18 protein-coding genes and 1 riboswitch are annotated in these 26,419 nt (G+C 57.9%); of the genes, 11 read left to right on the top strand and 7 right to left on the bottom strand.

Annotated elements, in window-relative coordinates:
* Positions 1 to 102: 102 nt before the first annotated feature.
* On the bottom strand, positions 103 to 345 hold the full coding sequence (locus KUF73_RS28995) for a hypothetical protein (protein ID WP_218441383.1): 243 nt from the start codon (positions 343 to 345) through the stop codon (positions 103 to 105).
* 5 nt (positions 346 to 350) lie between these two features.
* A riboswitch (cobalamin riboswitch) is annotated at positions 351 to 576 on the top strand.
* A 119-nt stretch (positions 577 to 695) separates the two neighbouring features.
* On the opposite strand from KUF73_RS28995, the gene KUF73_RS28990 reads away from it, so the two are divergent.
* The 4 genes from KUF73_RS28990 to cobM all read left to right on the top strand — a co-directional run bounded on the left by KUF73_RS28990 (position 696) and on the right by cobM (position 2,846).
* Positions 696 to 887 carry a CbtB-domain containing protein gene (locus tag KUF73_RS28990; protein ID WP_218441382.1) on the top strand — a complete coding sequence of 64 codons (192 nt, stop codon included), beginning with the start codon at positions 696 to 698 and terminating at the stop codon, positions 885 to 887.
* Positions 888 to 898: 11 nt separating this feature from the next.
* Positions 899 to 1,606: a CbtA family protein gene (locus KUF73_RS28985; protein WP_218441381.1), complete on the top strand. Its 708-nt coding sequence runs from the start codon at positions 899 to 901 to the stop codon at positions 1,604 to 1,606.
* Positions 1,603 to 2,016: a cobalamin biosynthesis protein gene (locus KUF73_RS28980; protein ID WP_218441380.1), complete on the top strand. Its 414-nt coding sequence runs from the start codon at positions 1,603 to 1,605 to the stop codon at positions 2,014 to 2,016. Before KUF73_RS28985 ends, KUF73_RS28980 begins: the two co-directional genes overlap by 4 nt.
* A gap of 83 nt (positions 2,017 to 2,099) precedes the next feature.
* On the top strand, positions 2,100 to 2,846 hold the full coding sequence (cobM, locus tag KUF73_RS28975; RefSeq protein WP_218441379.1) for a precorrin-4 C(11)-methyltransferase: 747 nt from the start codon (positions 2,100 to 2,102) through the stop codon (positions 2,844 to 2,846).
* A gap of 158 nt (positions 2,847 to 3,004) precedes the next feature.
* On the opposite strand, the gene nfuA is transcribed toward cobM, so the two are convergent.
* The 3 genes from nfuA to KUF73_RS28960 all read right to left on the bottom strand — a co-directional run bounded on the left by nfuA (position 3,005) and on the right by KUF73_RS28960 (position 7,166).
* Positions 3,005 to 3,589, bottom strand: coding sequence for a Fe-S biogenesis protein NfuA (gene nfuA, locus KUF73_RS28970; protein WP_007912592.1), 585 nt, complete (start codon positions 3,587 to 3,589; stop codon positions 3,005 to 3,007).
* Between the two features lie 57 nt (positions 3,590 to 3,646).
* Positions 3,647 to 4,681: an acyltransferase gene (locus KUF73_RS28965; protein WP_218441378.1), complete on the bottom strand. Its 1,035-nt coding sequence runs from the start codon at positions 4,679 to 4,681 to the stop codon at positions 3,647 to 3,649.
* Between the two features lie 187 nt (positions 4,682 to 4,868).
* Positions 4,869 to 7,166 carry a fatty acid cis/trans isomerase gene (locus KUF73_RS28960; RefSeq protein ID WP_218441377.1) on the bottom strand — a complete coding sequence of 766 codons (2,298 nt, stop codon included), beginning with the start codon at positions 7,164 to 7,166 and terminating at the stop codon, positions 4,869 to 4,871.
* 155 nt (positions 7,167 to 7,321) lie between these two features.
* Here KUF73_RS28960 and metH point away from each other — a divergent pair, with 155 nt between their 5' ends.
* On the top strand, positions 7,322 to 11,032 hold the full coding sequence (metH, locus tag KUF73_RS28955) for a methionine synthase (protein ID WP_218441376.1): 3,711 nt from the start codon (positions 7,322 to 7,324) through the stop codon (positions 11,030 to 11,032).
* Between the two features lie 119 nt (positions 11,033 to 11,151).
* On the opposite strand, the gene KUF73_RS28950 is transcribed toward metH, so the two are convergent.
* Positions 11,152 to 17,589: an NEL-type E3 ubiquitin ligase domain-containing protein gene (locus KUF73_RS28950; RefSeq protein WP_218441375.1), complete on the bottom strand. Its 6,438-nt coding sequence runs from the start codon at positions 17,587 to 17,589 to the stop codon at positions 11,152 to 11,154.
* Positions 17,590 to 17,749: 160 nt separating this feature from the next.
* On the opposite strand from KUF73_RS28950, the gene KUF73_RS28945 reads away from it, so the two are divergent.
* Positions 17,750 to 17,968 (top strand): DUF2970 domain-containing protein, encoded by a 219-nt coding sequence (locus KUF73_RS28945; RefSeq protein WP_218441374.1) that lies wholly within the window; start codon positions 17,750 to 17,752, stop codon positions 17,966 to 17,968.
* A gap of 6 nt (positions 17,969 to 17,974) precedes the next feature.
* Here the strand turns inward: KUF73_RS28945 and KUF73_RS28940 are convergent, their stop codons facing one another.
* Positions 17,975 to 19,060, bottom strand: a complete 1,086-nt coding sequence (locus tag KUF73_RS28940; RefSeq protein WP_218441373.1) for an ABC transporter substrate-binding protein — start codon at positions 19,058 to 19,060, stop codon at positions 17,975 to 17,977.
* A 521-nt stretch (positions 19,061 to 19,581) separates the two neighbouring features.
* On the opposite strand from KUF73_RS28940, the gene KUF73_RS28935 reads away from it, so the two are divergent.
* A complete protein-coding gene (locus tag KUF73_RS28935; RefSeq protein WP_218441372.1) occupies positions 19,582 to 21,240 on the top strand; it encodes a nitrite/sulfite reductase in 1,659 nt (552 codons plus the stop codon).
* Complete coding sequence (locus KUF73_RS28930; protein ID WP_218441371.1) at positions 21,224 to 21,718, top strand: DUF934 domain-containing protein; 495 nt, start codon at positions 21,224 to 21,226, stop codon at positions 21,716 to 21,718. Before KUF73_RS28935 ends, KUF73_RS28930 begins: the two co-directional genes overlap by 17 nt.
* 81 nt (positions 21,719 to 21,799) lie before the next feature.
* Here KUF73_RS28930 and sohB read toward each other — a convergent pair whose 3' ends face one another.
* A complete protein-coding gene (gene sohB, locus KUF73_RS28925) occupies positions 21,800 to 22,822 on the bottom strand; it encodes a protease SohB (protein WP_218441370.1) in 1,023 nt (340 codons plus the stop codon).
* 201 nt (positions 22,823 to 23,023) lie between these two features.
* On the opposite strand from sohB, the gene KUF73_RS28920 reads away from it, so the two are divergent.
* The 3 genes from KUF73_RS28920 to KUF73_RS28910 all read left to right on the top strand — a co-directional run bounded on the left by KUF73_RS28920 (position 23,024) and on the right by KUF73_RS28910 (position 26,369).
* Positions 23,024 to 23,734, top strand: a complete 711-nt coding sequence (locus KUF73_RS28920; protein ID WP_218441369.1) for a histidine phosphatase family protein — start codon at positions 23,024 to 23,026, stop codon at positions 23,732 to 23,734.
* Between the two features lie 64 nt (positions 23,735 to 23,798).
* Complete coding sequence (locus KUF73_RS28915; protein WP_007976511.1) at positions 23,799 to 24,113, top strand: SCP2 sterol-binding domain-containing protein; 315 nt, start codon at positions 23,799 to 23,801, stop codon at positions 24,111 to 24,113.
* A 408-nt stretch (positions 24,114 to 24,521) separates the two neighbouring features.
* Positions 24,522 to 26,369, top strand: coding sequence for an amidohydrolase (locus KUF73_RS28910; protein WP_218441385.1), 1,848 nt, complete (start codon positions 24,522 to 24,524; stop codon positions 26,367 to 26,369).
* Positions 26,370 to 26,419: the final 50 nt, after the last annotated feature.

Here is a 26,419-nt window from a genome sequence, read left to right as displayed (position 1 = left end):
TCACTGCACTCTGTCCAACCTTGCAAATGCGGGCTCTCGCCAAGGACGGGCCCAAGATACCGTTCGAACTATACGAGTGAGTGTGGAGGGTAGGAGCACGATCTACATTGCAGGCAAAAAGCCTAAGGAGCTGCGCGGCTTCCAGGTCCCTCCCTCGATGATCAGTCGAGAACTATCGCTCCTGACGGAGCGATAGTCGAGATACAAGGAGCTGCCGAAGGCTGCGATCTTTTGATCTTGTTTCTTTAAAAACACAATCAAAAGATCGCAGCCTTCTGCGGCTCCTACATGGATCCCGCCATACAAACGAGAACCCATACCAATTGACGCCAAACCCTCGCCCATGCTCTCCTACACACCTTGTTACGGGTGCCCTTCACAGGGTGAAACGGGAAACCGGTGAATCATGTGCTTTACTCAAAGCCATGTCAGTCCGGTGCTGCCCCCGCAACGGTAAGCGAGCGAAGCGTCAGATCCACTGTGCCGATAAGGCATGGGAAGGTGATGCTTGCAGGTCAAGGCGAAAGCCTGCGCCCCTCGTGAGCCCGGAGACCGGCCCGCAACACAAAGTGAACACTACAATCACTGAATGACAAACCCGCGGTGGGCGGGCGCTGTTCGATTCTCTGCGCGCTCGGTCGTGCAGGGTTTTGCATGCGCTCTTATTCCCCGCTGACAGAACAGAGGGAAGCGCCATGTCGATCATCAGCAGCACCGGCCATACGACGGCCAGCACCACCACTACCTTGACTCAACGTCTGACCGCCGCCGTTTGTGCGTCGATCCTTGGCGCGTGCCTGGTGTATTTCGCCGGTTTCTCTCACATTGAAGCGGTGCACAACGCCGCACACGATACCCGCCACAGCTCAGCATTCCCGTGCCATTGAGACCTGCCGACATGATCAAGCGTATTGCTCAAACCGCAGGTTTTACCGGGTTATTGGCCGCCCTGCTGCTGACCCTGCTGCAAAGTTTCTGGGTAGCCCCGCTGATTTTGCAGGCCGAAACCTACGAAAAAGCTGAACCTGCTGCTGTTGAAATGCACGAACACACCGACGCGGCGATGGCCGGTCACACCCACGACGCCGAAGCCTGGGAGCCTGAAGACGGCTGGCAGCGCGTGTTGTCGACTACCGGCGGCAATCTGGTAGTGGCGGTTGGTTTTGCCCTGATGCTCGCCGGCCTCTACACCCTGCGCGCCCCGACCAAAACTTCTCAAGGCCTGCTCTGGGGCCTGGCCGGTTATGCGACTTTCGTGCTGGCGCCAACCCTCGGTCTGCCACCTGAACTGCCAGGCACCGCTGCCGCCGATCTGGCACAACGGCAGATCTGGTGGATCGGCACCGCAGCCTCCACCGCTGCCGGCATTGCCTTGATTGTCTTCAGCCGTCATTGGCTGATGAAAGTCCTCGGCGTGGCGATTCTTGCCGTTCCGCATGTGATTGGTGCTCCGCAACCGGAAGTGCATTCGATGCTGGCGCCGGAAGCTCTGGAAGCTCAATTCAAAATCGCTTCGCAACTGACCAACATGGGATTCTGGCTGGCCCTCGGCCTGATCAGCGCCTGGTTGTTCCGTCGCAAAAGCGAAGGCCAATACCACGCATGACTGATGCCAGCGCAGCGCCGACCCTGGTGGTCGGCCTGGGCTGCCAGCGCGGCTGCCCGGTCAGCACGCTGCGGGCGCTGCTCGATCAGGCTTTACAAGCACACAAAATAGACATTTATCAGATCAAGGCCTTGGCGAGCATCGATTTGAAGCGCGATGAACCGGCCCTGATCGAACTGGCAGAGCAACTGTCGTTGCCGTTGATGTTTTTCAGCAGCGAACAATTGGCCAGTTATGAACCGGTGCTCAGCCATCATTCGCAGATCGCATTCGAACGCACCGGCTGCTACGGCGTCGCTGAAAGCACTGCTCTGGCCTTGGCCGAACAGTTGGCCAATGCGCCAGCCAAACTGCTGATTCCACGACAAAAATATGCCCAGGCAACCTTGGCATTGGCCTGCGTGGCGTAAAATCCTCGATAATCTTCGCCCTCGATCATGAGCAATCTTCATCTGAAGCCTTGCCCAATCCTTTTTTTTCACAGGAACCGACGATGACCGTCTACTTCATTGGCGCAGGTCCCGGCGACCCGGAACTGATTACCGTCAAAGGCCAACGGCTGATTCGTAGCTGCCCGGTGATCATCTATGCCGGCTCCCTGGTGCCCGCAGCGGTACTGGACGGCCATTGCGCCGAACAGGTGGTCAACAGCGCCGAACTGCACCTGGAACAGATCATCGAACTGATCAAGACCGCCCATGCCAACGGCCAGGATGTGGCGCGCGTGCATTCCGGCGATCCGAGCCTGTATGGCGCTATCGGCGAACAGATCCGCCTTTTGCGCGAGCTTGGCATTCCCTTTGAAATCATTCCCGGCGTGACCGCTACGGCAGCCTGTGCGGCGCTTTTGGGTGCGGAACTGACCTTGCCGGACGTGTCACAGACAGTCATTTTGACCCGCTACGCCGATAAAACCGCGATGCCGGCAGGCGAAGAACTGGGCAGCCTGGCCCAACACGGGGCCACCATGGCGATCCATTTAGGGGTCAATCATCTGGAGAGAATATTGGATGAGTTGGTGCCCCACTACGGCGCAGACTGCCCGATCGCTGTGATTCATCGGGCGACCTGGCCCGATCAGGATTGGGTGACAGGGACGCTTGAGGACATTGCCGAGAAGGTGAAAGCCAAGGGATTTCGGCGTACGGCGTTGATCCTGGTGGGCCGAGTGTTGGGCAGTGATCAGTTCAGCGAGTCATCGCTGTATCGTGCAGGGCATGCGCATTTGTATCGCCCCTAAGACCAACGTAGGAGCTGCCGAAGGCTGGGATCTTTTGATTTTGTTCTTAAAAACAGAATCAAAAGATCCCAGCCTTCGGCAGCTCCTACAGGGAGAAACGATCACCCATAAAAAAACGGCGCTCACGGGGCGCCGTTTTTTATGTCGCAGCGAACACCTTAGTAGTAGGCGTTTTCTTTCTGCGTGTGGTCGGTCACGTCACGAACACCCTTGAGCTCGGGAATGCGCTCAAGCAAGGTGCGCTCAATGCCTTCCTTCAGGGTGACGTCTGCCTGGCCGCAGCCCTGGCAACCGCCGCCGAACTGCAGAACGGCGATGCCATCCTCGACCACATCGATCAGGCTGACCTGACCGCCGTGGCTGGCGAGCCCCGGGTTGATCTCGGTTTGCAGGTAGTAATTGATGCGTTCGTTGACCGGACTGTCGGCGTTGACCATCGGTACTTTGGCGTTAGGTGCCTTGATGGTCAGTTGGCCGCCCATGCGGTCGGTGGCGTAATCGACTACCGCGTCGTCCAGGAAAGCTTCGCTGAAGTGATCGATATAAGCGGTGAAGCTTTTCAGCCCCAGCGCCGTATCTTCAGGTTTTTCTTCGCCCGGCTTGCAGTAGGCAATGCAGGTTTCGGCGTACTGGGTGCCAGGCTGGGTGATAAAGACGCGGATGCCAATGCCCGGGGTGTTCTGCTTGGAGAGCAGATCAGCCAGATAATCGTGGGCGGCGTCGGTGATGGTAATAGCGGTCATGGAAACTCCTCGCAGGCTTGGGCGCAGTTTACGCCAATCATCGCGCCGGACAAAGTCCTAGTATTTCTGTCGGGAAAGAGACGGGGCAATTTCACTGGCTGATTCGCCGTCGATCCAGACTTTAAGCCACCGATAGCTGCATTTTTCTACCCATTCGTAACTGAGCCACGAACCCAGGCCGATTGTCACTGCACAGACTACGAACATCACGTAGGGGTTTATCCCATAGCGTTGTGCGAAAAAACCGCCGGCTGACAGCACCAGCACGTGCATCAGGTACACCGAGTAGGAACAGTCGCCCAGTAGCTTTAGCAGCCGTTTCTTTTCAAAAAAACGCTCCAGCGACATGCAAGCCAGCACCAGCACCGCGCTCGGCAGCCCCCAGGCCAAAAGCCGTGGTTGCGGCCGCAAGTGATAAATCGCCAGCAGCGCGCCTGCAATGCCCAGCAAGGGCAACCAGAATCCGGGTTTGATCCAGCCACGGCGGTAAAGCATGCCAATCGCGATGCCGAGCAGGAACTCATAAACGATGTCCGAGCGATAAAACTCGCTGACCCAGCCATACCCGGTCCACGCCTGGGACACCGCAAACAACAGTGCCGCAACGATCAGCAAGCGAACCGGCAAGCGAAACAGCAGCGCCCAGGCAAACAGCACGTAGAACAGCATTTCGTAGTTAAGCGTCCAGCCGACATTTAGCGTCGGGTACATCCCGTAGCCTCCGGGATTCTCCGTAGGAATGAATAACAGCGACAGCAGGAAATGCGACCAGTCGACGGTCTGATCCGGCAACACCGGCTTGGCGAACACCACCAGCAGCGCCATCAGCACGGTGTACAGCCAATACGCCGGGACGATTCGGGATAGTCGATACAGCAGAAAACGCGCCGGCGGCAGCGTTTTACCCTCGGTGGACAGGAAAATCACCAAGCCACTGATGACAAAGAAGACGTCAACACCCACAGCGCCCTTGTCGATGAACATCTGCCCGATCGGGCCACGGGCATGGAAGTCGAAGAAAATCTGCATGAAGTGGTGGCAGACCACCGTCCAGGCCGCGAGCGCGCGCAGTGCCTGTACTGAAATCAACATCGACGAGCCCTCCGGTCGCAATCCGCAAACCACCGCAAGTCCCTGTAGGAGCGAAGCTTGCTCGCGAAAGCAATCTGTCAGGCCACATCAATGCTGAATGCTATGGCCTCTTCGCGAGCAAGCAACGCTCCTACAGGGGATCGGCGGTGCCATACAACTCCGACACCAGCCCGCCATCAAAAGTCGATCAAAGATTCTCGTAGCGATTCATGTCCAGCACACCCTCTTCCACCGGATCGGTCTCGTGGATGTAGCGGCTCAGGTCATGGAAGTACTGCCAGAACTGCGGATGGCTGCGCCGTACGCCCCAGCGCTCGACAATTTTCTCGAAACTGTCGGTATCCCTGGCATTTTCCATGGCGTCCACAAACGCCGGGACTTGCTCGGCGGGAATGTTAAACATGAAATTCGGGTAGCTGCTGAGCACTCCCGGGTAGATGGTAATGGTGTCCAGCCCCGGTTGATAACGCAGCGATTCACCCAACAGGAACGCCACGTTACTGTGGGCACGGTTGCGCAGCAGGCTGTAGATCACGCGCTGACCGCTCGCTGTCTCGACCCGCAGCATGGTCGCTTCCGGTAACTGGTCGATAACTTTGAGCCCGGCCGCCGGACGTGACGTCAAGCGGCTCAAGGCCTGTTCGGCGCCTTGCAGGGCCGGGTCGATGTTAGGTCGCGAGCAATAGGCGCCGTCGCAGCGATTGATCGGATCAGGCTTGGCATTGAGCTCGCCGTAGCGCGCCAGCAATTGCATGGCGAAGTCGCGCTTGGGGTCTTTCGCATCGAGTTTCAGCGCTGTTGGCGTGTCGTCGTCTATCGACTCGTAATCCAGCCACATCTTGAATTTGCCGCTGCTCTGGTACCAGTCGTCGAGGTAGTCGTCCCGCGAATCGGCGGGCATCAGGCGCAGGAAGTTCTGCTCGGCGCCGTTACGGATCAGGTCGAAATACAGGCGCGTCTGGGCCTGATGGGAGACGTTGCCAAACACGTCGAAATTCACCGCCAGTTGATAATAGGTGCGCTCCAGCAGCGGGTAATCAAACAGCCACAGAGTTTGCGGCACGTCGCCGATCAAGCCTTTGGTCACCGCCGCGCTGTCGAAATGCCGGAAGATGCTCAGCAACGCGTTGTCATTGCCGGCCCACAAGGTCGACCAACTCGGCGCAGGCAACTCGGCATAGCTGTCCCGGCGCAACGCTTCGTAGTCGTTCCGCTTGTCGCGGTAGTTGTGCCACAGGCTCAGGACACTGCCGACGTCGTCGTTCTGCCCCGGCATCGCCAGCAATGGCGTGGCCTGACCGCGGTAGTTCGGGTCAATGATATAGAGGTCATGTTCGGGCGCCTGGAACAACGCCCAGAAATTATCGCGAATCACATCAGTGGCGATCTGGCCTCGGCACACCGGACCACGAATAAAGGTGCGCACGAAATACTCGGCGTTATCCAGCATGAACTGATAGCGCGCCTGCGCCGGTATCGCCTCGAATGTTTCGAACGGATTGGCCCGGCGCTCCGGCCCGTAGCCCGGCAACGCATTGACCTGCCAGTTGCCGTTGTAGAACAGGCTTTTTACCCTGGCCATCTTCGCCGGGCTCAGCGGATAGGTGATGTGGGTCTTGTGCACGATCACGCCCTGCACTGGCCACAGGCGATAATAAAATTGCGTGCCCGGATCATCGTTCGGGCGACGGGTATTGATCAGATCAATCGGCTGCCCGGTCGGTGTGCGCGAACGCACCCACTGAAAGAAATGCCCTGGATCACCGTTCTTGAAGTAGATATGTGCAAGGAACCAGTGCTCGAACAACCAGCGCCCCACCAGGCTTTCCCGCGCGCCTGGCGCATTGAGCAGGTTTTCCCACTGCACCACTTGCAACGCTTCCTGAGCGCTGGGCACCAGGCCCTGCGCATCGATTGGCGCACCGGAAGCCAGCCAGCGTTGCAGTGTCTGGTATTGCTGGCTGGTCAGGCCGGTAACCGCCAGCGGCATGCCCTGTTTCGGGTGGGAACTGGCGTAGCCGTCGAATTCCGCCGGCATGGCGCACATGTTTTCCCGGTTCAAGCCCAAGGCGATGTCTTCGGGAATCTTCGCATTGGGTTGCAATGGGGTCCGATGGCCCAGTTCGAGCATCCGCGCCATCAGTGCAGCCTGGCTGCCCTGGGCATCGAGCACCGAATAGAAACCCTTTTGCTGCCACGCACGCTTGCCGAAGGCGTCATAAAACAGCCGGGTCGGCGCCGCGGCCTGACTGCGATCACCGTCGTAGACCGGGGTTTTGCTCGCGCCGCGTGCAGCGCCCTCGCCACTGCCAAGGTTGAGCTGACAGGCGGAGTCGTAACAGGCATGGCAGGCCACGCACTTTTCAGTGAAGATCGGTTGAATGTCGCGAGTGTAGGAAATAGCAGCAGAATCGGCGGGACTTTGCGCAGCGGCGCCCCAGCTTAAAAACAGCAACACACTGCTGATGACGACGCGATACGACATGTCCCTGGTCCCAATCGTGAAAAAACGCCGCGATTCTACCGGTCTGGCAACGACGCCAACATGAGCGATATTCATGAGAATCTCGAACATGCTCTAAAACCGCACAGGTTTGTTATGATCCCGGCCCTTCGTCATGGTCTTTTCGAGTAGTCCCAATGTCCGATCGCAGCGTTCGCCTTCAAGCTCTCAAGCACGCCCTCAAAGAGCGCATCCTGATTCTCGATGGCGGCATGGGCACGATGATCCAGAGCTATAAGCTCGAGGAACAGGATTACCGTGGCAAACGCTTCGCTGAATGGCCGAGCGATGTCAAAGGCAACAACGACCTGTTGGTGCTCACCCGTCCTGACGTGATCGGCGGTATCGAAAAGGCTTATCTCGATGCCGGTGCCGACATTCTGGAAACCAACACCTTTAACGCCACCCGGATTTCCATGGCCGACTACGGCATGGAAGAACTGGCCTACGAATTAAACGTAGAAGGCGCACGGCTGGCACGCAAGGTCGCCGATGCCAAGACACTGGAGAATCCGCACAAGCCGCGTTTTGTCGCCGGCGTGCTCGGCCCGACCAGCCGCACCTGCTCACTGTCGCCAGACGTGAACAATCCCGGCTACCGCAACGTCACCTTCGATGAACTGGTAGAAAACTACACCGAGGCCACCAAAGGCTTGATCGAAGGCGGCGTCGACCTGATCCTGATCGAAACCATTTTCGACACCTTGAACGCCAAAGCGGCCATCTTCGCCGTACAAGGCGTTTTTGAAGAGCTGGGCATCGAACTGCCGATCATGATTTCCGGCACGATCACCGACGCTTCCGGCCGTACCTTGTCCGGCCAGACCACCGAAGCCTTCTGGAACTCCGTGGCTCACGCCAAGCCGATTTCGGTCGGCCTGAACTGCGCGCTGGGTGCCAGCGAATTGCGCCCGTACCTCGAAGAGCTGTCGAACAAGGCCAGCACCCACGTGTCGGCGCACCCCAACGCCGGCCTGCCGAACGAATTCGGCGAATACGACGAACTGCCGTCGGAAACCGCCAAGGTCATCGAAGAATTCGCCCAAAGCGGTTTCCTGAATATCGTCGGCGGCTGCTGCGGCACCACCCCAGGCCACATCGAAGCCATCGCCAAAGCCGTGGCCGGTTATGCACCGCGCGAGATTCCAGAGATTCCAAAGGCTTGCCGCCTGTCCGGCCTGGAACCGTTCACCATTGATCGCAATTCACTGTTCGTGAACGTCGGCGAGCGGACCAACATCACCGGTTCCGCCAAGTTCGCCCGCCTGATCCGTGAAGACAACTACACCGAAGCCCTGGAAGTTGCCCTGCAGCAGGTTGAGGCCGGTGCCCAGGTGATCGACATCAACATGGACGAAGGGATGCTCGATTCGAAGAAGGCCATGGTGACCTTCCTCAATCTGATTGCCGGCGAGCCGGACATCTCCCGCGTGCCAATCATGATCGACTCCTCCAAGTGGGAAGTGATTGAAGCCGGCCTGAAGTGCATTCAGGGCAAGGGCATCGTCAACTCGATCAGCATGAAGGAAGGTGTCGAGCAGTTCATTCATCACGCCAAGCTGTGCAAGCGATACGGCGCCGCCGTGGTCGTCATGGCTTTCGACGAAGCCGGCCAGGCTGACACCGAAGCGCGCAAGAAAGAAATCTGCAAACGCTCCTACGACATTCTGGTCAACGAAGTAGGCTTCCCGCCGGAAGACATCATCTTCGACCCGAACATCTTCGCCGTGGCCACCGGCATCGAAGAACACAACAACTACGCTGTGGACTTCATCAACGCCTGCGCCTACATCCGCGACGAACTGCCTTATGCGCTGACGTCCGGCGGCGTGTCCAACGTGTCGTTCTCGTTCCGTGGCAACAACCCGGTTCGTGAGGCCATTCACTCGGTGTTCCTGCTCTATGCGATCCGTAATGGCCTGACAATGGGCATCGTCAACGCCGGCCAGCTGGAGATCTACGACCAGATCCCGACCGAACTGCGCGACGCCGTGGAAGATGTAGTGCTTAACCGCACCCCGCACGGTACCGATGCCCTCCTCGCCATCGCCGACAAATACAAAGGCGACGGCAGCGTCAAGGAAGCCGAGACCGAAGAATGGCGTAGCTGGGACGTCAACAAGCGTCTGGAACATGCCCTGGTCAAAGGCATCACTACCCACATCGTTGAAGACACTGAGGAATCCCGTCAGTCCTTTGCGCGCCCGATCGAAGTGATCGAAGGCCCGCTGATGTCCGGCATGAACATCGTTGGCGACCTGTTCGGCGCCGGCAAAATGTTCCTGCCGCAAGTGGTGAAGTCCGCCCGTGTAATGAAACAAGCGGTGGCCCACTTGATCCCGTTCATCGAACTGGAAAAAGGCGACAAACCGGAAGCCAAGGGCAAGATCCTTATGGCCACGGTGAAAGGCGACGTGCACGACATCGGCAAGAACATTGTCGGCGTGGTGCTGGGTTGCAATGGCTATGACATCGTCGACCTTGGCGTGATGGTCCCTGCGGAGAAAATCCTCCAGGTTGCCAAGGAACAAAAGTGCGACATCATCGGCCTCTCTGGCCTGATCACCCCGTCGCTGGATGAAATGGTTCACGTCGCTCGCGAAATGCAGCGCCAGGATTTCCACCTGCCATTGATGATCGGTGGCGCGACCACTTCCAAAGCGCACACGGCAGTGAAAATTGAACCCAAGTACAGCAACGATGCAGTGATCTACGTCACCGACGCCTCGCGTGCCGTGGGCGTGGCGACGCAACTGCTGTCCAAGGAATTGAAGGCCGGTTTCGTCGAGAAAACCCGTCTGGAATACATCGACGTTCGCGAGCGTACTGCCAACCGCAGCGCCCGCACTGAACGCCTGAGCTACCCGGCAGCCATCGCCAAGAAGCCGCAGTTCGACTGGAGCGCCTACGAGCCGGTCAAACCAACGTTCACCGGTTCCAAAGTGCTGGATAACATCGACCTGAAAGTGCTGGCCGAATACATCGACTGGACACCGTTCTTCATCTCCTGGGACCTGGCTGGCAAGTTCCCGCGCATCCTCCAGGACGAAGTAGTCGGCGAAGCCGCTACTGCGTTGTTCGCCGATGCCCAGGAAATGCTCGCCAAGCTGATCGACGAGAAACTGATCAGCGCCCGCGCAGTGTTCGGCTTCTGGCCGGCCAATCAGGTGCGTGAAGACGACATTGAAATCTATGGCGATGACGGCAAGCCGATGGCCAAGCTGCATCACCTGCGTCAGCAGATCATCAAGACCGATGGCAAGCCGAACTTCTCCCTTGCCGACTTCGTGGCACCGAAAGACAGCGAAGTCACCGACTACGTGGGTGGTTTCATCACCACCGCCGGCATCGGTGCCGAAGAAGTGGCCAAGGCCTATCAAGACGCTGGCGACGACTACAACTCGATCATGGTCAAAGCCCTGGCTGACCGCTTGGCCGAGGCTTGCGCCGAGTGGCTGCACCAGCAAGTGCGTAAAGAGCACTGGGGTTACGCCAAGGACGAAACACTGGACAACGAGGCGCTGATCAAAGAGCAATACGCCGGTATTCGCCCTGCCCCGGGCTACCCGGCGTGCCCGGATCACACCGAGAAAGCCGCGTTGTTTGCGCTGCTCGATCCTGAAGCCGCCGAAATGCGGGCCGGCCGCAGCGGCGTGTTCCTCACCGAGCACTACGCGATGTTCCCGGCAGCAGCGGTCAGCGGTTGGTATTTTGCTCACCCGCAGGCGCAATACTTCGCTGTGGGCAAGATCGACAAGGATCAGGTGCAGAGTTATACGTCGCGTAAAGGCCAGGAGTTGAGCGTGACTGAACGCTGGCTGGCACCGAATCTGGGTTACGACAACTAAGCGGAGCTTACCGTTGTAGTAGCGAGGCTTGCCCGCGAAGAACGAGGACATGGTTTTCCTGTAAGGCCGTGTCATCGTTTTTCGCGGGCAAACCTCGCTCCTACGAAAAGCAGCTTGAGTTAGATGCCTCCAACTTCCATCCGCGACAGCTCAATCATCTTCGCATTGCGCGCAGCCGCCAGATCAAAAAGCGTCGTCATCATGGCGTCTTCGTCGGCATCAGCAACCTCCACAGACATCTCCGCCTCATCGAGTTCGCTGAACGCATCAGGGTACTTTTCCTTGAGGTAGTCCACCCAGTAGTCGCGCTGGATCAAGTCTTCAAAAAAACCGTCCGACTGTTCTGCATTGACAACCTCAACGCGCGCCTCAGCCAGTTTCTGGGCGGTTACGCCCGACGCAAACGTCATGTGCTTCGGTTGGCCAGGCAGCTCCAGACCATCGCTCCACCCGCCCGTCAGGCCGATTCGATAACCCAGGCGCACTTCTGCTTCGTCCCGACCGTGCCCCACAGCGGCTTGTGTCGCCAACTCGTCGACCTTGTCCAGCCGAAAAAGCTGTCGAGACAGTTTCAGTAGTGCGGGCCCCTTTATGGACAAGCGCCCTGCAGGAATATCGAGCAAGGCGTTATGAGTAAACACTTTGCTTTCCAGCCCGCTGAACGTGAGGATTCGGCCGTCGACACAAGTGCCATGGGTGTTCGAGCTGGCAAACAATACCTCCCTGAGTTCGGTATTGTTGGCGGCGGCGTCCATCACGGTCCACACCCGCCGTGTCAGGTCGGCATTCGCCACTTTGAACTCCTGCGTATCCTGCAATCGGTTCAACAAATGAAAAAACGCGGCATTGTCAGGTTCTGCCGCAAGCTGATTCCATATTTGCGTTCTGGAGGCCAGTTCCTCTGGGGTGGAATTGACCAGCCATGCATTCTTTTGTTCGGCATCGGGTGCCTCATCCGGCAGCACCTCATCGGATTCATAGCTGTCGGTTTCGCTCTCACTTGCGCCCTCGTCGGCAGCTTCTTCAATCAAATCGTCGAGATCAGCGGGAGAAAGCCCCAGCACCGTATCGCGCGCACCGGAGTCACGGTATGTGCGGAGTTGTTCAAGGCTGGAACGCGACAAGTTGAAGTTGTCGCTGAGGTCTGTTCCTGACATCAGCGTCTCATGGCTGCCATCCAGAGCTCGCGAAGGAATCGAGGTGATGTCGTTACGACTCAGGTTCAGCGTTCCGAGATGGCTGGCATCCAGTACGCCTGTCGGCCAGGCAGTCAAGTCGTTGTTGCGCAGATCCAGTGTTTCCAGTCGTTCAAAAACGCTGACATCAAAGGTCTCCAGTCCGTTGTAGCCAAGATCCAGCCATTGCAGACGCTCCAGGCGATTCAACGAGGCATACAGGTGTTCGGTATCGCTCAATCGGTTCACAGACAGTTCCAGACGTTCCAGCTGAACCATGTGCTGGATCGGCTCAGGTAATGCCTCCAGTTCATTTCCATTAAGGACCAACGTTTCCAGTTGCGTAAAAGACTTGAAGAAACCATTGCTGCCTTGTTCGGAAAGCCTGATTCCGGTCAGGTTCAACGTACCCACATGGGCGAATTCTGAAGGTAGCTCGGGAAGATCCCCCAGTTGCAGACCATCGAGGCTCAACGCCGTGTCCGCAACGCCGTCGCCGGCAATCAGCCCCGTGCGCCAGCAATCGAGAATTCGCAACGCACCCAGCCTGCGGCTTGCGGCCGACACAACCCAGCCTGTGCCGAGAGTCTCTCGTGTAAACAGCCAATCATTCAGCCGCCGCGTCAGCGTTTCGAAGCCTTCGCCCAAAGGGACCTCTGGCAACGGCAACAAATGGCGAGCAATCGAAAAGCCGCTCTCCGCCGGTGGAAAGTCTTTCGGCACCTCCTCCAGATCAAAACGCTCCAGACTCCCTGCGGACAGGCCTTTGGCAAGCTCAACCTGCTGCCGTGCCGCTTTCAGTGCCGTCATCGTTTGCGGGCTCAGTGGTGAGCCAGTCAGATTGGTTTTGAGCAACACTTCAGTCCCTAGCGCCGCCTCGGGTAGCGACGAAATCTTGCTGTCGCGTAAATCCAGCCAATTCAGTTGCGGCAACCCTTGCGCACCCACTGGCCATTCATGCAGATCGGTGCCCCGCAGGCTTAAGGCCTTGAGCTGCGTCATGCCACTGACGTCCATCGAATGTAGCGGGTTGTTGCTCAAGTTCAGGGTTTCAATCGTGCGCAAGCCATCGAACGATTGCTGAACTGCAGGGCTGACGACTATTCGGTTGCCAGAAAGATCCAGGCGGGTCAACTGCGTAAGATCGCCCGGTGCTATGGGCACTTCGGTTAAACCATTAGCGCTCAGGTCGAGTGTTTGCAGCCCGGTGAACGTGCGAACAAAATTTCGCAACTGCTCGGTGGGTGCCTGCGCCCCTTTTAAATACAGTGCTTGCACATGCGTGAACGCGCTGTCGGGCAGGTCGGGAAGCTCAGTGACTTGCAGATTCGGCAGATCCAGCACCGAGGCATCGACCGTTACGCCGTATCGTTTGAATGCACCGTTGCGCCAGCACGTCTTGATGAAACTTGCTGCCCACGACCGCCCGACAATCTCTTGCATATCCATGGTTGCGAGTAGCGCACGAGACGCCCATTCATTGAGTTGGCGATCCACCAGACTATGTTCCTCGCTCAACGCATCGATCGCTTTGAATCGTGCCTCCGCGCCCTGCCATTGCTTCATAAACGTGTTCACAACGCCCTCGAGTGGCTCGTTTACCCCTCGACCCAGTCGCCTCAGTTCACCGTCGCAGTAGCCCTTGACCATCTCCTCCAGATCTACAAGGTGCTGAGGATGATTCCTCACATACTCATACGCTGGCTTGAAGTTTTCAGGGGAGAACCTGGACCAGTCCAGAGACAACCCGGACCACAGTCGCTCATGTCCCTGGAATACGCCGTCGGGTAATGTGTCGATTGCCGTGCTTTTGAGATCCACACGCTCGAGGTTTGGTAACTCAAGAACGCCGACCGGCCACTCGTGCAGCGAATAGGCCGTGACTTGCAACATTCGCAACTGGTGCATTCGGCGGACATCAAGAACGATGGGGTCATAACTGGAGGTGAAAACGCCCAGTGTCTCAAGGCGTGTCAGCGTACTGAGCCGCGCCGGCATATCCGCCGCGAAAGGCAAGACGCAGTACAGACTCAGATCTGTCAGCTCCGGCATTTCCTGTAACGCCAAGGGAACATTGCTGAACTCGAATCCTGTGGCGTTTATCCGAAGACTTTTCAGCCTCGGGAATTTCCGCAACAACGCATCGATATTGGTGTCGGTGATGAACCGCCCCCTGAGACGCAAGTCCTGGACGTGGGAAAAATCTGCCGCCAGCGGCGGAAGCGGCTCATCACACATCAAATCAAGGGAACGGAAATAGAGATGTTCCTCAGCCAATGGCGAGCTTCGCCAGCTTTCCTTGATCGCCCGTGCGACCGAGCTCTTGCCTCCCAGTATCGACTGCAAGACAGTCTCCGTCACCGGCTCGCCAACCCATTGATCAAGCGTTGCCTGCAACTGCTCCCACTCGCGCATGCGCGCCTGCAATAGACTGAAAATCTGCGCATCGGTTTTGCCCTCGCGCAACTGTTTGAGGATGAACCCGTTGGCCTGCTGATCGGTGAGCAGCGGATACACATCCCGTACGCGAGTCACCAGGGACGGATTGACACCTTGCCCACGCCCGCTGGCGTAATAACCCACGGTACGTTCTGCTGTTCGTACGGGCGGCTTGAACGACTTGTTCCCGCGGGTTCGTTTCTCCAGGATTTGCGTCAGTTCAGGGCGATGCTCGCTTGCCGCGTCGATAACCGCTTTACGCAAATCACCGCTTTGACCTACATGCGGAACGCCCAGCGCCTGGCGCGATTCATCAGGCAAGGCGTGCATGATCGAGGCAAAAAAATTGTCACCACTTGAGGGCACGCCATTGAGTTCCTCCCCCCGCGCATCAAACGCCTGATAGGCCGCCCCCTGTTTGACGACATACTTGCGGCTAGCAGCGGACTCGCGGCCGATGCCATCGATCAACGGCCCGTCGATGTGGCCGTCACGCACTTCCAGGCGCACTTCGCCAGACCAGCCCGGCAGTTTTTCCAGCGCACGCAGTGCGAGCCATTTGCTGTCAGCTGAAGCCATGCGCCCAAGATGCAAGTTGATGAAAGCCTGATCCACGCGGCCTTGCTGAGCATACCAGCGGGCCTCTTCGAGCATTTTCAGCGGAATTCGACGGGTTGTTTTCAGACGGGTGAGTTCTTCGCTATTGGCGTCCAGCACCACCCTTCGCGCGGCAGCATCGCCAAGGCCCGGGCACGCCCGTTGCAACCTTGCCACCAGAGCATTACTGCTGATCTGTTCGCTGGACTCTGTCGCCGCAGGATCAGCCGCAAATAGCCGCAACGCATCAGCCAGTTCCGGAGGAGGAGGCAAAAGATCCATGTGCATTTTGCGCAAGGCATTTTCACTGACACCACTGGCCTCGGCGATCTTGAGCAACTGCTCGTCGGTCAATGCCTCGGTTACATGGCCCATGCGCCGCAGCAACGTCAAGCGATCCCACTTCAGCGGGCGCTCCAGCGTGTGTCGCCAGGCGCCGTGCCCGTTGTGTTCGAGTATTGGCTGATAGGCATCAGCATCAGTCGGATGTTTGATCCGCCATTTTTTCAACGACGCATCGAACGTTGTTTCATAGACCTTGGCGCTCTGGCGCAAGTAAGTCCTGCCGTTTAGCCGATGCAGCCCCTGCGCGTCAGGGATGGTATTGCGAACCAGGCCGGCTTCGCGTTCATAAACCTTGAGGTCCGGTTTCCACAATCGGCTTGCGCCATTGGGCAGCTTGACCGGTTCCAGGTCTTCGACGACAGGCTCGGGTTTCACTGCCGTCAGTTTGCTCACCCCTTTACCCACACCAGCCATCACGGCGATCAGTGCCAGGTTTTCCGCCACGTCGATCAGATGCGCCTTGGCGGCTTCACGATCGCCCTCACTCCATTCGATCGACCCCTCGAAGGATTCGTACAGCATCTGACCGGCCATCACCGTGATCATGATCTCGCCCAGTACGGGTACGAACATCGAAACCATGTTCAAGCCCAACAGGCCGATTTCAAGCAGATGATTGAGTTTCTCTGCGCGGGCCTTCGCATCGACGTCAGCGGTGGGAACCGCATGGCTACGAGCGTCGGCGATGACCTTGGCGCGGTTTTGTTCGAAGAGATAAGTCCACAAATCAGTGTTGGCCGACCAGATGCCGGCAACACCTTCGCGGTTTATGCCGAAAGGATTGAGATAAGGATCGTCCACCGGTTCCTGCTTGACCGGTAGTTCGGGTGGCAACTCTTTAATGCCGACGACGGCAGAAAACGGCGGAATGAGTTGTGCGACTTTCACCCATATGGAGCGCAATGGATCAGTGGGAGCGTCCGCGGTTTTACGGGTGAATTGGCTGAAGTAATAAGGACGGTCAGCGTACGCGACGAACTGGCTGAAAAAACGCTGGTGAGCCGTGGGAGCAATGCTGCCTGACGGCGAACCATTCCGGGCCGTGAATTGGCGCTTGAACTCATCGCGCCACTGCTCAGTGGTGTAGCGCTTGAGCGGGTGCTGCGGATCATGGGGAACGTACACAATGAAATCACTGGTGTAACGATACTGCTCACTGATGCTGAACACGACACAGCCGGTCATTCGGTGCTTCATCAAGCTCAGGTCGCGAAACCAGACTGGCTTGTTGCCCAACCGGGGATGTACCTCGCCGCGAATCACCGACAGGATCATTGTGTAGTCGTCGGGCTCGATGTCCTTTTTCAGCAGCGCCAGTTCGGCAGCGGCGCGTAATGCCGTTTTCTGACTCGTCATGAATTGCTGGCGAAGGGCTGTTTCCTTCTGTGCATCTTTCGCGTGAAAAAACGCCTTCACATAGGCTTGATACTGCGCCCCGATGTCCAGCGTGCGACACAGCGACAGAAACGCCCGGACCGTCATGTTGAGGTGGGCGACCTCGAACGTACCGGAAGTAGACGTTTCCTGGACAAATCCCGAACCTTTATGGAAGGCGCCTTCCTTACATTCCGATTCTTCAAAGTTATGCAGCGCGGCCTGCAGCAGCGAGAGCTTTAACACTTCGAACGAAGTGATTTCGACCTCAAGTACCCCGACTTCCAGAGGTCGCCTCAGGCACACCGAGGTTTTGTTGACATCGACTTCAATAGAAAACTGATTCTTCAGCGCCTTGATCAGCAGCGGCTCGGCAAATGTGTCGATGTCTTGCAACGTCGACATCATTTTGTCCAGTCGGGACTGGGCAGTGAAACTCGCGTTGAAACCGTTCTTCAGTGCTTTTTGTTGCTCGATGGAGGCGCGCAAATACCAGTCTGGCAAGCGTGTGCGGGTGGCTTTCAGCGCCGCCCGCCTGTCGGATGTGGCATCGATCAGCCAGTCGGGCGTCACCTGCTTGAGCAGATCGCTGTGAATACTGGTTTTTTCTTTGGCAACGGTGGACATGTTGTCTCTCCTGAAAAGTGGAGCGACAGGACACCATTTCAGTAACGCGCATTTGCGGTAGATAGTTATTGCGCTGGCGCAGGTTTGTTACCAACAGCTTCAAGGGCACGAATCGCCGGATTGGCTATGCTTTTGGGGACCACTTTCAGGTGAGGGATGTATGGACGATCCAGTCGACAACAAGCCGCCGACCTTCTGGCAGATGCTGCACAGCGTGATGGCTGCGGCGTTTGGCGTGCAAAGCGGAAAAAACCGGGCGCGTGATTTTACCCACGGCAAGCCCAGTCATTTCGTGATTCTGGGAATTCTGTTCACCGCGGTGTTTGCGCTGGCGCTATTTGGCGTTGTGAAGCTGGTGTTGCTGCTGGCAGGAATTTGAAGCCGATCAGTGCATCAGGGTTTGCAGTGTGAACGGGTAGCGATAGGACATCGGCCGCCCCTTGGCCGATAGCTTGTGAAAATCCACGCCGAAATCCTGGGCGGCCCCCATCGCCAGCAATCGCCTGGCTTGTACGCGATCAATGACCTGCAACAGCGGAATCTGCCGATCACGACCGCCATACTGGCTGACGTCGATGCCCTGGTCATAGTCATGCAACTGCACCAACGCCCAGCCACCCAGACTGAAATGCCCACCCAGCAGCACGCTCAGCCGGTTATCCAGCAATGCGCGCAAGGCTGCGGGTGAATTATTGATGGTGCCGAACAGCACGTCCTTGCCGGGTTTACCGCCCGTCTCTTCATACGCTTGCATCACGCCGAAGCCCATTTCGTCATTGGCCGTCCAGACCAGCGATGTCTGCGGATAACGCTTGAACAGGAGTTTGGCCTGTTCATAGGCACGCTCACGGGTCCAGCCGCCGTATACCAATTGGCGTAGACGCACTTCAGGGTGTTCGGCCAATGCCCGGCGCATACCCTTTTCACGCAATTGTGCGGACGGCGTCACTTTCAAGCCGGAAAAGGCCAAGAGTTCGATCATCTGGCCGGGAGCGACCGGCCGGTGCAGGCGAATCAGCTCCTTGAGCATGAGATAGCCACCCTCCTCGTCGTTGGGCACCAGGCTGCCCACCCAATCGGGATACTTGTCCGGCCGTGCACCAAGCAGGCGCATCTGGTCCACAGTCAACGCGTTGTTGACCAGGAACAGCTTCACACCGCTGCCCTTGGCCAGGCGCAGGATTTCGGGGGCGATGTATTGCTCGTTGACGAACATCAGATAGTCGGGGCGATTTGGCCCCAGCAGGGCTTCGCGCGCCTGCCTGATGGTGATTTCAGCGTTGCGATCGGAATATTCAATGCGCAGGTTGACATCCAGATCGTTGGCCGCAGCCTGCATGAACTGGGAGTAACTGACCCAAAAAGCTTCATTGGGGGTTCCGGGATTCAGGAACAGCACTGACTCCGCCTGGGCATAAGGCCCCGCGACCATACCCAGCGCCAGTAATGCACCATACAGAAACTTCAACATGAGTCGTCCGAGCCCCCGAAAATCCGCCGCGCATTATGCCAGCGAACATCCGCAAAACGGGGTTTATTCCGGTTTTTGTCCGACAATCGTCGGACCGAGGCCGGGACAGGGTCGTTTATTGGTGACTGACCCAAAATACCGCTGTGCCAACGACCAGGATGATCAGGAACAAAATCGCCCAGGCATCGACTGTACTGTCGCTTTTTGTCGCTTTGGTTGGGTTGCTCATTGCATCGCCTCTTGTCGGTTTTATCGGTGATTGCAGGAAGACTCGACCACAGTAAAGACGACGATTGCCCGCACCACAAACAGGGTCTTTGCAACAACGATTCTCATTAGGCGATTTGGTTCTTTACATATACTCAAACATCACTTTTGCGCATAACTGCAAACTGGTATCTTGCCCCGGCTCCGTAGGGAGTGCGCGGCCGTGCGCGCAGAATTGCCGAGGCATTATCGGACTCCAGCAAGCAACAAACGCCGCTGTTTCCGACCGGCCCAAGCCTGAGAACAGGACTTATATGTACGTATACGACGATTATGATCAGCGGATCATCGAGGACCGCGTCAAGCAGTTCCGTGATCAGACCCGACGCTATCTGGCAGGCGAGCTGAGCGAAGAAGAATTCCGCCCCCTGCGTCTGCAAAACGGGCTTTATATCCAGCGTTTTGCGCCGATGTTGCGGGTGGCGGTGCCTTACGGCCAACTGACTTCGCGCCAAATGCGAATGATGGCCAAGATTGCCCGTGACTACGACAAGGGCTATGCCCACATCAGCACCCGTCAAAACGTGCAGTTCAACTGGCCTGCCGTGGAAGACATTCCGGACATCCTGGCTGAACTGGCCACCGTGCAGATGCACGCGATCCAGACCAGCGGCAACTGCCTGCGCAACGTCACCACCGACCAGTTCGCCGGTGTCGCTGCCGACGAGCTGATTGACCCGCGTCCTTGGTGCGAAATCGTCCGTCAGTGGACCACCTTCCACCCGGAATTCGCCTATTTGCCGCGCAAGTTCAAGATTGCCGTCAACGGTTCGACCTCCGACCGCGCCGCCATCGAAGTCCATGACATCGGCCTTGAGCCGGTGCACAACGCCGCTGGCGAGCTGGGTTTCCGTGTGCTGGTTGGCGGTGGCCTGGGCCGTACGCCGGTGGTGGGCGCGTTCATCAATGAATTCCTGCCGTGGCAAGACCTGTTGAGCTACCTCGACGCCATCCTGCGGGTTTACAACCGCTATGGCCGTCGCGACAACAAGTACAAGGCGCGGATCAAGATTCTGGTAAAAGCGCTGACGCCTGAAGTCTTCGCCCAGAAAGTCGATGCGGAAATGGAGCACCTGCGCGGTGGCCAGACCACATTGACCGAGGCTGAAGTGCATCGCGTTGCCAAACACTTCGTCGACCCGGACTACAAAGCCCTGGAAAACCAGAGCGCTGCACTGGCGGAACTCGACAAGGAACATCCGGGCTTCGCCCGCTGGCGCACCCGCAATACCCTGGCCCACAAGAAGCCTGGCTATGTTGCAGTGACCCTGTCCCTGAAGCCGACCGGTGTTGCACCCGGCGACATCACCGACAAGCAGCTCGACGGCGTTGCCGATCTGGCCGACCGTTACAGCTACGGTCAGTTGCGTACCTCCCACGAGCAGAACATCATCCTGGCCGACGTCGAGCAGGACAAGCTGTTCACCCTGTGGGGCGAATTGCGCGAAAAAGGTTTTGCTACGCCGAACATCGGCCTGCTGACCGACATCATCTGCTGCCCGGGTGGCGATTTCTGCTCCCTGGCCAACGCCAAGTCGATCCCGATCGCCGAATCGATCCAGCGCCGTTTCGACGACCTGGACTACCTGTTCGACATCGGCGAACTGGACCTGAACATCTCCGGCTGCATGAACGCCTGTGGTCACCACCACGTCGGCCACATCGGCATTCTCGGGGTGGACAAGAAAGGCGAAGAGTTCTACCAGGTTTCCCTCGGTGGCAGTGCCAGTCGCGACGCCAGCCTGGGCAAGATCCTCGGCCCTTCCTTTGCCCAGGAAGCCATGCCTGATGTGATCGAAAAGCTGATCGACGTGTACATCGAACAACGTACCGAAGACGAGCGCTTCATCGACACCTATCAGCGTATTGGCATCGACCTCTTCAAGGAACGCGTCTATGCAGCGAATCATTAAGAACAACGAAGTCGTCGACGAAACCTGGCACCTGCTGCCCAAGGATTTCAACATCGACGAGATCAGCAACTGCGACGACTACATTGTCCCGCTGCAGCTGTGGCGCGAACACAGTCGTATGCTCCTGGCCCGTGATGGCGGCCTGGGCATATGGCTGGATGCCGACGAAGAAGCCGAGGAAATCGGTGAAGACGTGGCGAACTTCACGGTCATTGCCTTGAATTTCCCGGCCTTTACTGATGGCCGCAATTACTCCAACGCCCGTCTGCTGCGTGACCGTTACGGTTTCAAAGGCGAACTGCGGGCGATTGGCGATGTGCTGCGCGATCAACTGTTCTACATGCATCGCTGTGGTTTCGATGCCTTTGCGGTTCGCCCTGACAAAGACCCGTACGAAGCCCTTGAAGGTCTCAAGGATTTCTCGGTGACGTATCAGGCGTCCACAGACGAACCGCTGCCGCTGTTCCGTCGCCGCTAAGCCCGTCGTATTAAAAAGCCCTGAACCGGACATCCGCTTCAGGGCTTTTTTGTGTTCGTTGTAAAGGACTCCGCTCGATGCTTACCAGAAGCGCTGATGGGTCAAACGAGCCCACCAGTTCAGCAGAACACGATCGACCGAACTGCTGGCTGCCATGCCGATGCGCTCCTGCAGGCTTTTGCGTTCGGCGTAATGCAGGTGATAAAGCTCGGACTTCTTGGCACGTTCGGCCAGGTACTCGTCACTGGTCTTCAGCTCGTCAACCAGTTGTTTGTCCAGTGCCGCGACACCGAGCCAGATTTCACCGGTGGCCACTTCGTCGATAGCCAGTTGCGGCCGGTAGCGCGCGACAAAGTTCTTGAACAGTTGATGGGTGATGTCCAGGTCTTCCTGAAACTTCTCCCGGCCCTTCTCGGTGTTTTCGCCAAACACGGTCAGGGTACGTTTGTATTCACCGGCGGTGAGCACTTCGAAGTCGATGTCGTGCTTTTTCAGCAGGCGATTGACGTTGGGAAGCTGCGCTACTACGCCAATCGAGCCGAGGATCGCGAACGGCGCGCTGATGATCTTCTCGCCAATGCACGCCATCATGTAGCCGCCGCTGGCCGCGACCTTGTCGATGCACACGGTCAGCGGCACGCCCGCTTCGCGGATACGCGCCAGTTGCGAAGAGGCCAGGCCGTAGCTGTGTACCATGCCGCCGCCGCTCTCCAGACGCAGCACCACTTCATCCTGAGGCGTGGCGAGGGTCAGGAGCGCGGTAATCTCGTGACGCAAGCTCTCGGTGGCCGAAGCCTTGATGTCGCCGTCGAAATCGAGCACGAACACCCGGGGTTTGGCTTCGGGGTTTTTCTTCTGCTTTTTCTCGGTTTTAGCCTGGGACTTGCGCAAGACCTTGAGCTGATCCTTGTCGAGCAAGGTTTGCTCCAGGCGCTCGCGCAGCCCTTTGTAAAAATCATTGAGCTTGCTGACCTGCAACTGGCCGGCCGACCTGCGTCGACCTTTACTGCGTAACGCCGCAAAACTGGCCAGGACCACCAGAATGGCGATCACCAGGGTCACGGTCTTGGCCAGGAAACTGGCGTACTCGGTGAAAAACTCCACAGGGACTCCTCAAACGATGCGCGGCATCAACGCGCGCGGGATGCCTCCAGCATACCCATGCGCAGGCCTTGCGGCCAGCCGTGAAACCACTGGCATCAGGCCTGTAACCAGCCTTTCAAACAAGCGTATGTTTTTTCATTGACAGCTCACCGTCATCCTCATAACCTCGCCAAACCTTCAACGTACCGGGATGACGCGGACGTGGGCAGCATCTATTTGATTCGACATGGCCAGGCCTCCTTTGGTGCAGACGACTATGACGTCCTGTCGCCCATCGGTATTCGCCAGGCAGAAATCCTTGGCCAACACCTGGCCGAGCTGGATATCAGCTTCGATCGCTGTCTGTCGGGCGACCTGCGCCGCCAGCAACACACGGCCAACAGCGCCCTGGAACAGTTCGCGGCTGTAGGCCTGCCGGTGCCGATCCTGGAAACCGATGCCGCCTTCAATGAGTTCGACGCTGACGCGGTCATCCGCGCGCTACTCCCGGCGATGTTGCCGGACGAACCCGAAGCCTTGAACATTCTGCGCAACGCCGCGCAAAACCGTGGCGAGTTCCAGCGCATCTTCGCCCTGATCATCGAACGCTGGCTCGCCGGCACTTACGACACACCGGGCCTGGAAAGCTGGCTGGGTTTTGTCGAGCGCGTACAGGCCGGCCTGCAGCGGATTCTCGAACTCGCCGACAATACTCAGAAAATTGCCGTGTTCACTTCCGGCGGCACCATCACTGCCCTGCTCCACCTCATTACGCAAATGCCTGCAAAACAGGCGTTTGAGCTTAACTGGCAAATCGTCAACACCTCGCTCAACCAATTGAAGTTTCGTGGTCGCGAGGTGGCACTGGCTTCCTTCAACAGTCATGCGCACCTGCAACTGTTGAAGGCCCCGGAACTCATCACATTTCGCTGAGTCCGGACTATTGTGACCCTGGCTGTAATCACCCAGCTCTTATTACCCAAGAAAGGATCGAACCATGACCTCCGTAGCTGATGCCGTACAAGCAATGAAAGCCAAGTTCAACCCAGCCGCTGCTGCCGGTCTGGACCTGGTCTTCGGTTTCCGCATCGACGACACCAAGAACTTCTCGCTGATCGTCAAAAACAGCACTTGCGAGCTGCAAGAAGGCGAAAACCCGGACGCCCAGGTGACCTTGGTGATGGACGGCGAAACGCTGGAAGGCATCGTTGACGGTTCGACCGACGGCATGCAAGCGTTCATGGGCGGCAAACTGCGCGCTGAAGGCGACATGATGCTGGCCATGAAACTGTCCGAGCTGTTCCCTTCCTGAGACGGCGGCTCCCACTTCGGGGAGCCTCTGTAGTAGCACACGAATCCCGCCTATATGGCGGGATTCGTCGTTTTACCCCGTAGGAACTGCCGCAGGCTGCGATCTTTTGATCTTGATCTTTTCGGTCTCTATGAAGATCACAAGCAAGATCAAAAGATCTCAGCCTTCGGCAGCTACTACAAAAGGCATCCGGCGGTTAAAACAGGCCGCCCATGGATTTGCGGTCTATATTCCTTCTGGCCGCATGCGTCAGACATCGGTCGTTTGCCCCTCGACACTTTTGTGCGGAGCACCGCCATGAGTCCACCTGACGACCACGACGGATTCAACCGCCGACGTGTACTGCAAGGCCTTTCGGCGGGTGCCGTGGGAGCCTGGATCAGCCCGATGTTCGCAGGGAGTAAAACCATGCCAGATACACCCGCCGACCTCATTCTGTACAACGGCCGCTTGCACACCGTCGACCGCAAAAAACCCCAGGCCAGCGCCGTCGCGATCAAGGACGGGCGCTTCGTGGTAGTCGGCAGCGATGCCCAGGCCATGGCGCTGCAAGGCGCCGGCACGCAAGTCATCGACCTGCACGGTCGCACGGTGATTCCAGGCCTCAACGACTCACACTTGCACCTGATTCGCGGCGGCCTCAATTACAACCTCGAACTGCGCTGGGAAGGCGTGCCGTCACTGGTCGATGCCCTGCGCATGCTCAAGGATCAGGCCGACCGCACGCCAACACCGCAATGGGTGCGAGTGGTCGGGGGCTGGACCGAATTCCAGTTCGCCGAAAAACGCCTGCCGACCCTCGATGAACTGAACAAAGCCGCGCCCGATACGCCAGTGTTTGTCCTGCACCTTTACGACCGTGCCCTGCTCAACCGGGCTGCCTTGAAGGTGGTGGGTTATACCCGCGACACGCCCAACCCGCCGGGCGGTGAAATCCAGCGCGACGCCAATGGCGACCCAACGGGCATGCTGATCGCCCGCCCTAACGCAATGATCCTGTATTCAACTTTGGCCAAGGGGCCGAAGCTGCCGCTGGAATATCAGGTCAACTCGACCCGCCAGTTCATGCGCGAACTCAATCGCCTTGGCGTCACCAGCGCCATCGATGCCGGCGGCGGTTATCAGAATTACCCGGACGACTATCAAGTCATTCAGCAACTGGCCAAAGACCAGCAGCTCACCGTGCGCATTGCCTACAACCTGTTTACCCAGAAACCCAAGGAAGAGCTGACCGACTTCAAAAACTGGACCGGCACTGTCAAGTTGCACCAAGGCGACGATTTCCTGCGGCACAACGGTGCCGGGGAAATGTTGGCGTTCTCGGCGGCGGACTTCGAAGACTTCCTCGAACCACGTCCCGACCTGCCGCCGGGCATGGAGCAGGATCTGGAGCCGGTGGTGCGCCATTTGGTGGAACAACGTTGGCCATTCCGTTTGCACGCCACCTACAACGAGTCCATCAGCCGTATGCTCGACGTGTTCGAGAAGGTCAATCGCGACATTCCATTCGACGGCTTGCCGTGGTTCTTCGATCACGCCGAAACCATCACGCCGCAGAACATCGAGCGGGTCAAAGCCTTGGGCGGCGGTATCGCGATTCAGGATCGCATGGCGTTTCAGGGTGAGTACTTCGTCGATCGCTACGGGGCCAAAGCCGCTGAGCACACCCCGCCGATTGCCCGCATGCTCGCCGAAGGCATTCCGGTCGGCGCAGGCACCGATGCCACGCGGGTGTCGAGTTATAACCCGTGGACTTCGCTGTACTGGTTGGTCAGCGGTCGCACAGTCGGTGGGCTTGAGCTGTATCCGCAAGGCTTGAGCCGCGACACCGCGCTGGAGCTGTTCACCCACGGCAGCGCCTGGTTCTCCTCCGAACAGGGCAAGAAAGGCCAGATCAAGGTCGGGCAACTGGCGGACCTGATCGCGCTGTCGGGGGACTACTTCCACATCGAGGACGAAGGCATCAAAGGTATCGAAGCGGTGCTGACCATTGTCGATGGCAAGATTGTCTACGGCGCCGTCGAGTTCGAAAAACTCGGGCCACCGCCGATTCCTGTGGTGCCGGAATGGTCGCCGGTGGCCAAGGTGCCGGGGCACTGGAAACCGCTGGCGCCGCTGACGGCCCAGGTTCATCAATGCGTTGGAGCGTGCGCGGTGCATGCGCACAGTCACGAGCGAGCGCGACTGTCCTCGGCACCGGTCAGTGACCTCCGGGGTTTCTGGGGCGCGTTTGGTTGTTCGTGTTTTGCGTTTTGAAATCAAGATCAAGAGATCGCAGCCTTCGGCAGCTCCTACAGAGGATCACA

The sequence above is a fragment of the Pseudomonas sp. PD9R genome (genome assembly GCF_019200975.1).
In the GTDB taxonomy this organism is placed as follows: Bacteria; Pseudomonadota; Gammaproteobacteria; order Pseudomonadales; family Pseudomonadaceae; genus Aquipseudomonas.
The sequence above is the reverse complement of the archived record's forward strand: the minus strand, read 5'-3'. Positions and strand labels throughout refer to the sequence as shown.

Coding starts and splice junctions, on each gene's coding strand:
- KUF73_RS28995 (WP_218441383.1), bottom strand. CDS start 345: ATGGGCGAGGGTTTGGCGTCAATTGGTATGGGTTCTCGTTTGTATGGC.
- KUF73_RS28990 (WP_218441382.1), top strand. CDS start 696: ATGTCGATCATCAGCAGCACCGGCCATACGACGGCCAGCACCACCACT.
- KUF73_RS28985 (WP_218441381.1), top strand. CDS start 899: ATGATCAAGCGTATTGCTCAAACCGCAGGTTTTACCGGGTTATTGGCC.
- KUF73_RS28980 (WP_218441380.1), top strand. CDS start 1,603: ATGACTGATGCCAGCGCAGCGCCGACCCTGGTGGTCGGCCTGGGCTGC.
- cobM (WP_218441379.1), top strand. CDS start 2,100: ATGACCGTCTACTTCATTGGCGCAGGTCCCGGCGACCCGGAACTGATT.
- nfuA (WP_007912592.1), bottom strand. CDS start 3,589: ATGACCGCTATTACCATCACCGACGCCGCCCACGATTATCTGGCTGAT.
- KUF73_RS28965 (WP_218441378.1), bottom strand. CDS start 4,681: ATGTTGATTTCAGTACAGGCACTGCGCGCGCTCGCGGCCTGGACGGTG.
- KUF73_RS28960 (WP_218441377.1), bottom strand. CDS start 7,166: ATGTCGTATCGCGTCGTCATCAGCAGTGTGTTGCTGTTTTTAAGCTGG.
- metH (WP_218441376.1), top strand. CDS start 7,322: ATGTCCGATCGCAGCGTTCGCCTTCAAGCTCTCAAGCACGCCCTCAAA.
- KUF73_RS28950 (WP_218441375.1), bottom strand. CDS start 17,589: ATGTCCACCGTTGCCAAAGAAAAAACCAGTATTCACAGCGATCTGCTC.
- KUF73_RS28945 (WP_218441374.1), top strand. CDS start 17,750: ATGGACGATCCAGTCGACAACAAGCCGCCGACCTTCTGGCAGATGCTG.
- KUF73_RS28940 (WP_218441373.1), bottom strand. CDS start 19,060: ATGTTGAAGTTTCTGTATGGTGCATTACTGGCGCTGGGTATGGTCGCG.
- KUF73_RS28935 (WP_218441372.1), top strand. CDS start 19,582: ATGTACGTATACGACGATTATGATCAGCGGATCATCGAGGACCGCGTC.
- KUF73_RS28930 (WP_218441371.1), top strand. CDS start 21,224: ATGCAGCGAATCATTAAGAACAACGAAGTCGTCGACGAAACCTGGCAC.
- KUF73_RS28915 (WP_007976511.1), top strand. CDS start 23,799: ATGACCTCCGTAGCTGATGCCGTACAAGCAATGAAAGCCAAGTTCAAC.
- KUF73_RS28910 (WP_218441385.1), top strand. CDS start 24,522: ATGCCAGATACACCCGCCGACCTCATTCTGTACAACGGCCGCTTGCAC.